The 13,235-nt window shown below is 37.0% G+C and carries 13 protein-coding genes; 7 read left to right on the plus strand and 6 right to left on the minus strand.

All coding sequences use genetic code 11. The features are described from left to right. Window positions 1-224: 224 nt before the first annotated feature. From AC1DND_RS11270 to AC1DND_RS11280, 3 genes are read right to left on the minus strand one after another with little or no spacing between them, the layout of a single operon-like run. A complete protein-coding gene (locus AC1DND_RS11270) occupies window positions 225-1,187 on the minus strand; it encodes a sterol desaturase family protein (protein WP_477581662.1) in 963 nt (320 codons plus the stop codon). Window position 1,188: 1 nt separating this feature from the next. Then, the gene (gene aroB, locus AC1DND_RS11275) at window positions 1,189-2,247 is read right to left on the minus strand and encodes a 3-dehydroquinate synthase (RefSeq protein ID WP_477581663.1); all 1,059 of its coding nucleotides are present in this window, start codon (window positions 2,245-2,247) and stop codon (window positions 1,189-1,191) included. Then, the gene (locus tag AC1DND_RS11280) at window positions 2,247-2,453 is read right to left on the minus strand and encodes an RNA-binding S4 domain-containing protein (protein ID WP_029275915.1); all 207 of its coding nucleotides are present in this window, start codon (window positions 2,451-2,453) and stop codon (window positions 2,247-2,249) included. The genes aroB and AC1DND_RS11280 overlap by 1 nt, the downstream gene beginning before the upstream one ends. 93 nt (window positions 2,454-2,546) lie before the next feature. Here AC1DND_RS11280 and AC1DND_RS11285 point away from each other — a divergent pair, with 93 nt between their 5' ends. Further along, entirely contained in the window at window positions 2,547-3,731 is a 1,185-nt protein-coding gene (locus tag AC1DND_RS11285) for a proline dehydrogenase family protein (protein WP_477581665.1), read from the plus strand. A gap of 310 nt (window positions 3,732-4,041) precedes the next feature. Here the strand turns inward: AC1DND_RS11285 and AC1DND_RS11290 are convergent, their stop codons facing one another. The 3 genes from AC1DND_RS11290 to AC1DND_RS11300 all read right to left on the minus strand — a co-directional run bounded on the left by AC1DND_RS11290 (window position 4,042) and on the right by AC1DND_RS11300 (window position 7,719). Beyond that, a complete protein-coding gene (locus tag AC1DND_RS11290) occupies window positions 4,042-4,362 on the minus strand; it encodes an Mpo1-like protein (RefSeq protein WP_477581667.1) in 321 nt (106 codons plus the stop codon). An 82-nt stretch (window positions 4,363-4,444) separates the two neighbouring features. Continuing rightward, window positions 4,445-4,777 (minus strand): HAD family hydrolase, encoded by a 333-nt coding sequence (locus AC1DND_RS11295; RefSeq protein WP_477581669.1) that lies wholly within the window; start codon window positions 4,775-4,777, stop codon window positions 4,445-4,447. A gap of 233 nt (window positions 4,778-5,010) precedes the next feature. Next, window positions 5,011-7,719, minus strand: a complete 2,709-nt coding sequence (locus AC1DND_RS11300; protein WP_477581671.1) for a PQQ-dependent sugar dehydrogenase — start codon at window positions 7,717-7,719, stop codon at window positions 5,011-5,013. A gap of 286 nt (window positions 7,720-8,005) precedes the next feature. On the opposite strand from AC1DND_RS11300, the gene AC1DND_RS11305 reads away from it, so the two are divergent. From AC1DND_RS11305 to AC1DND_RS11330, 6 genes are all read left to right on the plus strand, one after another. After that, window positions 8,006-8,230, plus strand: a complete 225-nt coding sequence (locus AC1DND_RS11305; protein ID WP_165456555.1) for a cold shock domain-containing protein — start codon at window positions 8,006-8,008, stop codon at window positions 8,228-8,230. A gap of 961 nt (window positions 8,231-9,191) precedes the next feature. Next, on the plus strand, window positions 9,192-9,377 hold the full coding sequence (locus AC1DND_RS11310; RefSeq protein WP_215128477.1) for a cold-shock protein: 186 nt from the start codon (window positions 9,192-9,194) through the stop codon (window positions 9,375-9,377). Between the two features lie 7 nt (window positions 9,378-9,384). Next, entirely contained in the window at window positions 9,385-9,582 is a 198-nt protein-coding gene (locus AC1DND_RS11315; RefSeq protein WP_215128475.1) for a cold-shock protein, read from the plus strand. 103 nt (window positions 9,583-9,685) lie between these two features. Then, window positions 9,686-9,895 carry a S1 domain-containing protein gene (locus AC1DND_RS11320; protein WP_029279509.1) on the plus strand — a complete coding sequence of 70 codons (210 nt, stop codon included), beginning with the start codon at window positions 9,686-9,688 and terminating at the stop codon, window positions 9,893-9,895. A gap of 128 nt (window positions 9,896-10,023) precedes the next feature. Further along, window positions 10,024-10,800, plus strand: coding sequence for a helix-turn-helix domain-containing protein (locus AC1DND_RS11325; RefSeq protein ID WP_477581674.1), 777 nt, complete (start codon window positions 10,024-10,026; stop codon window positions 10,798-10,800). 355 nt (window positions 10,801-11,155) lie between these two features. Continuing rightward, window positions 11,156-12,589 carry an arylsulfatase gene (locus AC1DND_RS11330; protein WP_477581676.1) on the plus strand — a complete coding sequence of 478 codons (1,434 nt, stop codon included), beginning with the start codon at window positions 11,156-11,158 and terminating at the stop codon, window positions 12,587-12,589. Window positions 12,590-13,235 lie beyond the last annotated feature (646 nt).

Here is a 13,235-nt window from a genome sequence, read left to right on the forward strand (position 1 = left end):
AATTGAGTACTATCAATAGAAGCGTAACGAAGTACATGCAGACGCTGAAATACCTGTTCGCCACAGTCATCGATTCTTCGCTGTGCTCAGAATGACAGAACTTTTGAATACTAAAACTTCATCAATGCTTATCTGTGTGCATCTGTGGTTAAAAAAGCAAATAAAATGTTAACAAAAAAGGTCTTTGGAGACACAGACCTTTAGATTAAACAAATTAATATTTTTTATCCTGTAGAACTTAATTCTCCCCGGTCGTTAAGCCCTTTTACTTTGTCCTGTTGTAAGGCTTCGTATCTTYTCTTTTCCTCCTCACGCAATTCCTGTTGCATAATTTTAGCAATTTTGGTGCTTCCATCATGGCTCCATCCCGGCGGGCTAAAAATGTATTTCACTTTATCTATAAAAGTTGGTGCTTTTTTAACATCAGCACTCAATGCTATAAACTCATGGAAAATAATGTTAATCGCACCAGTATCTTCAGGCTGAGTAGTTAAGCCGTATTTAACCACATCTTCTGGTAACTCCTCTTGAAAAGTACCGAACCATCTATCCCAAAGAATTAAAACCATACCCATATTTTTGTCTAGGTAACGTACATTGCTGGCATGGTGCACGCGATGGTGTGATGGCGTTACGAAAATATACCCATACCATTTTGGAAGCTTAATGTCGTATTGAGTATGCACCAGGTTGCCGTAAATTTGGGTTACCAGGTAAGCAAAAAGGATATCAACAGCCGTGAACCCCATAAATGCTAAGGGCAAATAAAAGAAAACTCGGTACAGTGGCTCGAAAACGGTTGAACGGAAACCAGTGGTTAGGTTAAAGTGTTCAGATGAATGATGTGTAACGTGCATCGCCCAGAAAAAGCGCACGTAATGACCAACTGTATGTAAAAACCAATACAGAAAATCTTGCGCTAAAATCAAAACAAACCAATAAAGCCAAATATTAGGGATTTGGAACAATCGGAATTGATAACAGTACTGCAGTAGAAAAAAAGTGCCTGTTTTTGTTGCTAAATTAATCACAATAGCAGCCGTCATCAGGTAGATATTGGTCCACGTATCGCGTTTGGTATATAATTTTCTGTCGTGGGCATAGCTGAAATACATTTCAACCAGGGTTAAAACGATTACGAAACCAAATAGGCCTACTACAGAAATATCACTTCCGGTAAAATTCATTTTATAAACTATTGTAATAATCTAAACTGCTCAAAATATCGGCGGTACTTACACGGCAATTAAACGTGCATTTACCTGTTGTTTCTAAAAGTGAAAAGAGAATGTTTCCATCTTCATTCTTTTTATCACTTTGCATCAGCTCTAAAAGTGTATCGAAACTTTCTTTTTTAATGTGGTATTTAGGGTATAATGATAAAATATATCCACTAATATCCTTCAATTCCTCCTGGGTTAACGTACTGTTTTTGATCGATAATGCAGCCTCACAAACAAAACCGATGGCAATGGCTTCACCATGTGTTAACGGATTTTCGTCATTTGCCAAAGAATAACCCTCTACAGCATGTCCAATGGTGTGCCCGAAGTTTAAAATCTTACGCAGGTTTTTTTCATGCGGATCGATGGTAACAACCTCGTTTTTAATTTCTACTGATCGGTAAATATCTTGTGCAGAAGGGGTTAAGTAGTTGCTTTCTTTTAACTTTTCGTAATATGGCTTATCATAAATCAGGCCATGTTTAATCATTTCGGCAAAGCCCGATAAAAGCTCGCGCTGTGGTAATGTTTTTAAGAATGCAGTTTCGATAAAAACCATTTGTGGTAAGGTAAATGTGCCTACCATGTTTTTTACATTGTCGATATCAATTCCGGTTTTACCACCTACTGAAGCATCGACCTGCGATAAAAGGGTAGTAGGTACATTGATAAAATCGATTCCTCTTTTATAGGTAGACGCAATAAATCCGCCCATATCGGTAATTACACCACCACCTAAATTGATCATTAAACTTTTACGGTCTGCTTCAAAGTCCAAAAGCGTCTTCCAGATTCCGATACAAAAGTCGATGTTTTTGTTTTCTTCACCTGCCGAAGTTTCGATTAGGTCAAATTCAGCATAATCATCTAAAAGTGATTGAAATAGGGGCAAGCAGATTTCGCTGGTATGTTCATCTGCAAGTACAAAAACTTTACTGTATTTGTTGCTTTCCAAAAGTGTTTTTAGCGCTGCTAAATTACTTTCGAAATATAGGGTGTGACCTGCACTGGTTAGTGGTTCCATTAAATAACTTCTATTTTGTTTTCTCCAAAAGTAATAATATCGCCAACCCTAACCTTGTAACGTTTGCGGAATTCGACCTCACCGTTAGTTTTTACTAAACCATCTTCAACAACGGTTTGGGCATCACCGCCACTGCCAACTAATCCACTTGCTTTTAACAGCTGGATTAATGGAATAAATTCGCCCTCTAATTTGAATTGTATCATTTTGTGCAAAAATACGATTATTTAGAGGTTTTTAGTTTTAACAGTCAATGCTTTTTATAATTTTGCACCAATCTGACTTATTAATAGATAAAAATGGATTTATCCCCCAACAAACAACCAAATTTCGACAATACGGAAATTGCTTTCCGTCAAAAATCTAACAACGAACTAAAAAAAGCATATTGGCTTTTTAAAATGATTGGCAGTAATTTCCTTACCAAAGTTGGTCCTGCCATTACCAATTTCTTTTTAAATATTGGTTTACCTATACAGGGCGCAATAAAAGCAACTATATTTCAGCAGTTTTGTGGAGGAGAAACCATTGCAGAGTGCGATAAAGCCATTGCACAATTGGATAAAGGCGGAGTAGGTACCATTTTAGATTATTCGGTTGAAGGCGAAGAAGAGGAACAGGTTTTTGATGAAACCTGTGCAGAGATTATCCGTACGATTGTTCGCGCTGATGGTGATGCCAAAATTCCGATCACGGTTTTCAAAATAACGGGTATTGGCCGTTTTGCTTTATYGCAGAAGCTTGATGCTAAACAAGTTTTAACTGAAACAGAACAGGCTGAATACGAAAAAGTAAAACTGCGTTGCGAAAAGATCTGCCAAACCGCTTTCGATAAAGGCGTACCCATTATGATCGATGCAGAGGAAACCTGGATCCAGAATACCATTGATGAACTGGCTTTGGATATGATGCGTAAATTTAACCGCGAGCGTATTATTGTTTACAATACCTATCAAATGTATCGCCATGATAAGCTAGCCGATATGAAAGCCGACCATTTAATTGCTAAGGCAGATGGTTTTATTTTGGGTGTGAAAATGGTTCGCGGTGCCTATATGGAAAAAGAACGTAAACGTGCAGTAGAAATGGGTTACCCTTCGCCAATTCAACCGGATAAGACAGCATCAGACCGTGATTATAACGAATCTTTACGGTATTGTGTAGATCATATTGAAGAAATTGCCATCGTTGCGGGAACGCACAACGAAGATAGCAGCCGTTTATTGACTTATCTTTTAGAGGAAAAGAACATTAAGCACAATCACCCTCATGTATATTTTGCCCAGTTGCTAGGGATGAGTGATAACTTGAGCTTTAACCTTGCCGATTCGAATTATAATGTAGCAAAATATGTTCCTTACGGACCGATTAAAGCGGTAATGCCTTATCTGTTCAGAAGAGCACAAGAGAATACATCAGTGGCCGGGCAAACAGGTCGTGAGCTGGGTTTGATTGAAAGAGAATTGAAAAGAAGGAAACTGTAATTCAGTTTTCGGTTAACAGTTGGTGGTTTTCAGTTTTGGGTGGTAATAAATACTGTTAACTGAAAATTGCCAACTGTTTTTGTATCGTCATGCTGAATTTAGTTCAGCATCTTTCATGTCTTATAGTTTTTTCATTGTTTTTTGGAAATGAACATGCAGCAGTTCTTCAGGGCATGCAGCCTCGCTTTGCGCTGTATCCTTTTGGCTGCCCTTCGACTTCGCTCAGGGTGATAGCCAAAAAGATGCCGCTTCATCCGATAACTATCGGATCGAGTTTAGGTTGAGCGGTAGTTTTTTAAACTACGCAAAATTATTTCTTCACTACAAAAGATTGTTTCCCGGTCAAGAGATCGTAGAACAATATAAAATCGCTTACTAAACTATAACCCGGATACTGAAAAGTAGCGGGTTTATTTTTTTCGAAGAAAAAGTGACCAACCCACGCAAAACCATATCCCAGCACGGGTATGGCCAGAAAGAAATGCCAGTTGTGAAACAAAAATCCTGTGAAAAAAGCAAGACAAACCAATCCTGTACCAATAAAATGTAAAATACGTGATGTAGCATTGGTATGCTCTGACAAGTAAAAAGGGTAAAACTCTTTTAGCGACTTAAACTTTTTTTCTGACATACACTAATTTACAAAATTCCGTTTGCTTTTAAAAAAGATTCCAGTTGAGCAGGTTTTTCTGTCATTAATAAGGTATTTAAACCTACTTTTTTTGCGCCTTCAATTTTTCTTTTACCCGAAGTAATAAATCGTGGTTTTCCTGAATGGTACCGATCAATAAGCTGTTCCAGGCATCATCAATCTGTTTATCGGTTAAGCCTGGTTTGTCCGCTGCCTTTCTAATCCCTACCCTAAATTCGGCAGGAGAGATTGCTCCGGTTTCAAAATCATCAAATAATTGATTGTGTGCTTTATGGGCAAAGAAATTTTCAATATCGGTAATGCCCAACTTTTGAAAAGATGCTTGCGCAATTCTGAAATCGATATCAAATATTACGTTTCCGTAATCGAAAATAATGTTTTTAATGTTTTGCATGGAAATCCTTTAGCATTTGCTGCAAAGATATTATTGCTGATTTAATGGAGGGTATTAAACGGTGTTTTTTTACAATAAAAAACCCGAAGTACTTAATTGGAGAGTAATACTTTGTAGATGCGTCATTCCCAACTTGATTGGGAATCTTAATGCTTTAGTGGTATTTTCTATTCGCATTAAGATTCCCGCCTTCGCGGGAATGACGCAACATCAAAATAATTTTATTTATAGACCTATTTAGGTTCTACCGTGATCGATTGAATAATTGGTCTATTCTTTTTGTCGCCGCTTTTTAGTTCTTTAAACACAAAATAAATAGAATGGAATTTTCCATCTGAAAGCATGCTGATCGGGATACTTTTCCTAAAGGTAGATTTGCCAATCATAATGCCTTTACTATCATCTAACCTGATCTCGATTTCGCCATCTGATCCAGGATCAAGATTTAAAAATGAAAAACCAAATCCTGAAATTCCAGTTAAGTCAATGTTTTTAATGGCTAACCAGCTATCATCCTTTGTTAATACAAGTTTTTCTCCACCATAGATATCCTTTCGCTGAAAACCTGCAAAATCTTTAATGTCGTCAGCATCAATGATACTGCTTTTAAGATTGATGAGATTAGTGGTGGTTAAAGGTTTTAAACCTGCTGCACCTGCATCGGTATACGTTGCTTTTAAGGTTAGTACCGATTTCTTTTTATCAGTAGTTGCTGGTGGAATAATTTTTCCAGCGGTTGGAAGTGATGCTTTAACGGTTTCTTTGTTGCCCAAAGTCATAATCCACTCTGTAATTTTTTTCACTTCAGCTTCTTTCATTGCGGTATGTGCAGGCATTGGTACTTCTCCCCATACGCCATGGCTACCGCCAATCACTTTTGATGCCAGGTAATCAACCGCTTTGCTGTCGTTTTTATATTTAGCCGCAACTTTGTTAAACGCAGGACCAATAGAAACAGCAGCCTCTTTGTGGCAAGTGCTACAGTCAGATTTTAACATAATCGTTTTACCCACAAGGGTTTGTGCTGCTTGTTGGTGACCCAATTGTGCTCCTGCTAAATCTGTTCCTTCTGTATAAGTATTTGAAATGTATATGCGATTATTATTCACTTTAGCACCTTTATCGCTTACTAAAACTTTATAATCAACTGGTTTATTCGGAAAATAAAAACTTTTGTTTCCAGCTAGGTCAATAGCTACAGTTGGATGCTCGTTCCCTGCAAAAACCGGTACAACCTGGCTTTTTACAGAAGCTTTGCTTTTATCAATTACAGTAACACTTACCGGATATTCTCCTGCTTTAGTAAAGGTATATTGTAAACTTGGCGTTGTAGTAGTTTTAGTAATTCCTTTTCCCAGGTTCCAAATGTAAGTTAAAGCATCTCCGTCTGGATCTTTAGCCTTAACAGTTGCGGTTAATTTGTAAGGAAGTAATCCACTTGTTTTAGCAATATTTAAACTTTCAACTGATGGAGGTCGGTTACCTTTTAAATAATCAATCCTCGTAATTGCTGCGTCAGGGTTTTTTGTAAACCAACCTTTACCATACTCAAGGATGTATAATTTCCCATCAGGCCCCAATTCCATATCAATAGGTGCAGCTAAAGGAACATTAGACATAAAAGGTTCCATACTCAGGTAATCACCCTGTGCATTCATCGTAACGGCTTTAACCCATCCACGTACCCATTCGTAAATAATCAGTTTTCCGTTATAATAAGCGGGGTAGGGTGAGTTTGCAGTCGCATAATAAACTGGTCCGGCCATTGCGGTACGCCCGCCTGAGCCTACCTGTGGAAATTCTTTCGATTCGCCATAGGGATACCAGATATAGGCAGGTTGAGCAGGTGGCAGTTGTTCTAAACCCGTATTGTTTGGCGAATTGTTAATTGGCTTTTCAGGATCAAATGCATTCCCGTTTGTTCCATTGGTATAATCGTAAGCTTTATACGCATAGTTATTACCTACAAATAAGGGCCAGCCAAAATTACCTGCTTTACGGGCCTGATTTACTTCGTCATAACCCCTCGGGCCTCTTAAAGCATCGTCATTACTGGCATCGGGGCCAACTTCTCCCCAGTATAAAAAGTTGTTTTTTTGATCTACCGAAATACGGTAAGGGTTTCTATTCCCCATTACATAAATTTCTGGTCTGGCTTTTGGGTCGTTTTTAGAAAAAAGGTTACCATCAGGGATACTGTAAGTTCCATCTTCATTTACTTTGATCCTTAAAATTTTACCTCTTAAATCATTGGTATTTCCGGCCGATCTTCTGGCATCGTATTGTTCTAAACCTTTTCTGTTGTCGAGCGGGGCATAGCCTTTATTTACATATTGTTGTTTGGGTACATCGAAAGGAGTAGAGTTGTCACCTGTTGAAACGTAAAGTAAATTATCAGATCCAAAAGCAATAGATCCTCCGGTATGGCAGCAGATTTCGCGCTGAGAATAAAATTCTAAAACGATCTTTTCTGATTCTTTTACAATCTGATCATTAATTAGCTTAAATCTGGATAATCGATTTACAGATTTATCAAACGGACTGTAGAAAAGGTAGATATATTTGTTAACTGCAAATTTTGGATCTGCAGCCATACCCAATAAGCCTTCTTCTGCATTCACATCAGGGACGGTGGCTTTAAAATAAACATCGAGTTTACCAGCTTCTTTGATTTTTTTGGTCTGGTTTTTATAAATCAACACTTCGCCTCTGCGCTGTGCTACCAAAATATCCAGGTTAGGGAGGATGGTCATTTCGGTAGGTTCTGTAAATTCTCCCTGTGCAAGGGTCACTTTTACAAAACGGTCTTGATCCGGTGTGTCTATTTTATATTTGGGGAAAAATTCGAAAGCCCTGCTTTCGTAAATGTTTTTGTTTAGTGTTGTTGCCGATATTAATACAAATGCAATGGCAGATAACAGTAGCGTAAAAGTTGTTTTCATTTATTTGGTTCAGGTATTTTGAATAAATATAGGATATAGTTTTATAGCCTGAAGTATTGTATCAAAAATTATGCGAATAATGTCAAAATAGAATTAGTTATTTATAGGGCGGTTGAATTATATATTGAATAGATCCAAAATGAAATTATAAAACGTTTTCGTCAAAATTCATACATCAACAAATTTATTAAGGTTATCTATTTTTTCTTTAAGAATCTCTACTGTTTAATAGGTATTGTGCTGGTAATGTTAGTTTTATATAGGTATACACTCTAAAAATAATACGATGACTGGAGTAATAACAGCGTACAATAAAGAAAGAGGTTTCGGTTTAATCTCTCAATATTTGGTTTTAGAAAGCATCTATTTTGATATAGTAGATTGCAAAGCTAAAGGTCTGTATGTTGGAAGTACAGTCGAATTTGATACTGCTATTACGAAAAGAGGAGTAGTTGCTAAAAACATAATGGGTATAGCTAAACTTAAGGTGAGGCCCAAAATATTAATATAAAGATTTCGATTTTAAAATTCTGCTTAATCTCTTCTAAGAGCGTCCCGTTTAGGCTATTTAAAATCAGTTATGATAAAATAATTGATTTCATACGTATGGAAACGGGAACCATAGTCGCATTTCATAAGGATAGGCCTATCTGTTTTTTAGAAGATGATCAGCTTAAAAAGCGAGTCCTGGTTCTTAGGCTCGAAGGACTTAAAATTGGCGATCGGGTCAGTTATCAGCTTATTCCATCATCAACCGGACTCATCGGAATCAGCGTAAAAAAGCTATGAAAAATGAAAATCATACAACTTTAAGTTGTTTTTTGAATTATTTTGTGTCAGCCTATTGTCATTCTGATTTTAATCTGTAACTTACAGAATGGGCGATAAAGTAAATTTGATTCTTGGAATAGTTTTCCTTTTAGGTGGTTTTAGTGTTTTCTTTGTGATTTTTAGCGGAAAAAAGGGTTAGTTCAATTTTCAAATACTTTTTTCAAGAGAAATTTTTCTCTTCGAATGGTTTATTTTGATATGCGGCAAAATTCGGTCTCCGGATAAAAAAAGAATTCATTTTCTGGTATTCACAATAGCCTTATAATATTTAGGGTTGTTTGGGATGTGCAATAATAAATGTAAGATGAGCGCTTATTCATAGGGGCAGTTTTATAAAATTTCTTCCATTAAAGACTTGTATTACCTTATATTATGCCAATCGTGATACCGATGCTGGTAAAGAGCGCTTGTTTTCGTTGGTTTTTTGATCCAAATTCGCTTTGTTAATACTTAGTGTAACGCAATAAAATAGCGAAGTTGCTGATTCAGTCTGCGACTTTTTTTGTTTATATGTGCTTTGTTTATCTGAATATTAAAATCATCATTAATTGTCGTTTGATCTATAGATTTGGTATAGAAATCTATTTAATTGCTAAAACTTTTTGAGTTTTTGTATGTTTGTTGTATTAAATCTAAATTAAATGCAAGGAACAGTAAAATTTTACAATGAATCTAAAGGTTTTGGCTTCATTATAACGGAAGACGGAGAAGAAGTTTTTGTCCATGTTACAGGCTTGGTCGATAAAATAAGCCAGAATGATCGGGTAGAGTTCGAATTAGCACAAGGGAAAAAAGGTCCCAATGCGGTTGATGTAAAACTGATTTAATGGTGCAATGAGATTAGGTACCGTAAAGTTTTATAATCCTAAAGAAGGCGTTGGCAGTATTACTCCATCAAATGGTGGGCGCGAAGTGAGTGTTTTTGCCCGCGGTGTGATCGATCCGATAAAGCCCAATAATATTGTTCAGTTTGAAATAGAATTTACACAAAGTGGTATCGAGGCCATTAAGGTGATGGTGCTATCTGCATAGGTAGGCCTTATAGCAGGTTCTTTTTACATTATATTACCGGTCTATTTATTATTTGGCACAGTTTTTTGGGTTAGCTATATATTAGTTAACGCAAAAGGTCGAAATGGTGACAAAAGAAATGGGAACAATAGATTATTATAATGAAACTGAAGGCTTTGGGAAAATCAGGAACGATATTGGAGAAGAAGTTCTGTTTTATCAAAGCGGCCCAATAAATGGATTTAATCTAAAAAAGGGTTTAAAGGTTTCTTTCGAATTGCATCAAACACTATCAATTGCAATAAATGTGCTAATCATTGAGCCGAAGGATTAATGATTGTTTAATGCTTTGATTCTTATAGCCTGTATTACAGATAGAATTTAATCATTATAATAGATTATTTTAGCAACTTGTAACCAAATCTGATAACTTTGGTCTTACTGTTGTTTATCCTTAAGTTTATGATACAGCTAGAGTCAATTACCGGTTTTTTTAAAAGAGAACGTGCGTTGCAGGCAATATACCCTATGCGTATGTTGATTTTACGTGAGGGGAAAGGCTTTTTGTGCATGAATTCTGGCGATTACCCCTTATTAAACGGCAGGATATTTTTTATTCCGGAAGAGGGCCTGGTTAGGCTCGAAGGAGAAATTACCTCAGGTTATTGGCTCAGTTTTAGCAGTTTATTATATGCCGAATTTTTACTTCAGCACTTGGATCCCCAGGCTAAGAATCTCTTCTTAAATTTGTCTTTAAGGGATCTTGATCCGCACAAATCAACTAAAACTTATAGTTTGCTCGATCAGCTAAAAAAAGAAATCAATATTAAAAAAGATATGTCCTTTTTAGCGCAATACTTATCATTATTTCTGGGTTTTACGGCTGGCTTAGACGGCTATCTCGCTGCTTTAACCTTAGATGATTTACAGCAGGTATTACGGTTTAGGGCCATTTTGGAGCAATTTTATAAGCAAGAAAGGTCCATTCAGTTTTATGCGGAAGGTATGGGGATGAGCACTGGCAAATTGAATAAATTTTTAGACCGTGTACTAGGGAAAAGCTTAACAGTGCTCATCAAAGATCGGATTATGCGCGAGGCGGAAGAATTGTTGCTTCACAGTGATTATACGGTTGATGAAATAGCCGAACTATTGGGTTTTGAACAAACCACTAATTTTAGCACGAGTTTTAGACGGCATAAAGGCATATCGGTACTTCAATTTAGCCGCCTAACTTAAATTGAATGAAAAATTGGTGCGTCTGCCAAAGAAATGTTCGTCAGTTCGATTTCATCTCTTCTAGAGAACAGGTTTTCCAGACCTCACCACATTAATTGCTTTCACGCCTAACGCGTAAAGTTTTGCTTACTGCATCTATTTTATCAGCCGCACCAATTTTGCATCGGCTAAATTATAAAATCTTAGCTTAAAGAAAAAAAATATTCCTAAATAATGTTACGAAGTTGTATTTTAGTATTTACAAGTAAGCGTCTGCGATAATCTCGGGCAGGTAAAATAAAAAGTCTAGTAAGTTTGTAGGTTATTTGCAAAAAATTATATTTGCCAAAATATAACCACTGTGAAACAAGAGTTTATGAAATCTTTTCCCATAATAAATCTTCTAAAATTTATAGCTTTTGCTACACTTATGGCCAGTTTTACTGCTGTACAAGCACAAAGCAAAAAGAAACCCAATATTATTTTTATCCTGGCTGATGATCTTGGCTATGGTAATGTACACAGTTTTAACCCCAATTCTAAAATCCCTACGCCAAATCTGGATAAGCTCACTGAAGAAGGAATTAAGTTTACCCGTTTCTATTCAGGAAATACCGTTTGCGCACCTTCAAGATGTGCTTTAATGACTGGTTATACCATGGGTCATGCCTGGGTTAGGGGCAATGCAAAAGCAAAAGATGGCCTTGCCGCTTTACGTGCACAGGATACCACCTTGGCCGAACGTTTAAAAGGAAACGGATATAAAACAGGCATGTTTGGTAAATGGGGTTTAGGCGATGAGGACAGCAAGGGGGCGCCACATTTAAAAGGTTTCGATAGTTTTTATGGATATCTGGATCAATCGCATGCACACGAATATTACACCAACCGTTTGTACGAAATTGTTAGTGGTAAAACAGTAGAAGTGCCTGTTGATACCGCAAAATACACTGAAGACCTGATTGTAAATAAAGCGGTTGATTTTATTAACGAGAATAAAGACCAGCCTTTCTTTTTGTATCTGCCTTTAACTGTTCCCCATGCAGAGTTGAAAGTACCTGCAGAACTATTGAAGAAGTTCCAGAATGCAGACGGTTCGAGTAAATTTCCACCTGAAACACCTTTTGAGAAGAAAGGAAACTATGATAGTCAGGCGCAGCCACATGCTGCTTTTGCGGCGATGGTAAATAAACTTGATACTGATGTGGGGACTATTGTTGCATTGATCAAGAAATTAGGTTTGGATAACGATACTTATATTTTCTTTACCAGTGATAACGGTCCGCACAAAGAAGGCGGTGCCGATCCTGTATTTTTTAACAGCAGCGGCGAGTTTAGGGGTGTAAAAAGAGATCTCTATGAAGGTGGAATCCGTGTACCGTTAATTGTAAGAGCGCCGGGCAAAATCGCTGCAGGTCAGGTTAATCCAACGCCATGGGCCTTTTGGGATGTATTGCCAACCCTTGGAGAGCTAACAGGAACAGCATCACCAAAAAATATTGATGGATTGTCGTTTTCTGCCTTGTTAAGCGGCAAAAAAGCAGCTAAAGAACATGAATATTTCTATTGGCAGTTTAACGAAGACGGCCTAAAAGAAGCTGTAACCAAAGGCGACTGGAAGTTGATCCGTTTTAAAGACAAAGGAACTGCCGAAAAGCTGGAACTGTATAATTTAAAAAGCGATATTGGTGAAAAGAATGATATTGCGGCAAAAAATCCTGAAACTGTTAAAGCGCTTTATGTTTTAATGAAGCAGGCTAAAACACCCTCAGAAAATCCGCGTTTTGATTGGTCGGAAATTGAAAAATAGATGAAGGTAATTAAGCCAATTCTGATTCTGAGCTGCACTTTGCTTTTTGCATGTAAAAATGATACGGTGAAGCGCAATACTCAGGTGAAAGTAAAATATAAGCCTGCAGTTTGTTGTTCATCTAACCTGCCATCACGCTTTGGTATAAAAGCGAATGGTAATGTTCGCCCATTTGGAGATAAGCAGGTTAAAAAGTCATTATAAAATAAATCAAACAGGCAGTATCACATTTGTAATTCCATCCGAATTTGCCACAATGTCCAAAGGACTCCTACGGAGAGCTTGTCGAAACGCCTTTCGAGGCATTAAGCAGGTTCTTCGACAGATACCAATGGCTGACCCAATAGAATGGTCGTCATCTCGACTGTAGCGCAGCGAAATGGAGAGATCTTTGTACCAAGTTATTGAGATCAAATTTAAAAGATCTCTCCACTACGGTCGTATTCTAGGTTTATCACAATTGCAAATTTATTTTAAGAAAAATTCTTTTTTAGGAATTTTTCTTAGCTTTTATGACGCTCTCCTATAATTCTCGACATACATTTCTCCTCTCTTAACAAGTGAGAACATCCTTAAAATCAGTTTGAACTTCACATTGTTTAAAACAAGATTATAGCCTTTGGTCTTTTGTTTACGTTCTGCATAA

The sequence above is a fragment of the Pedobacter sp. 01N416 genome (genome assembly GCF_056399685.1).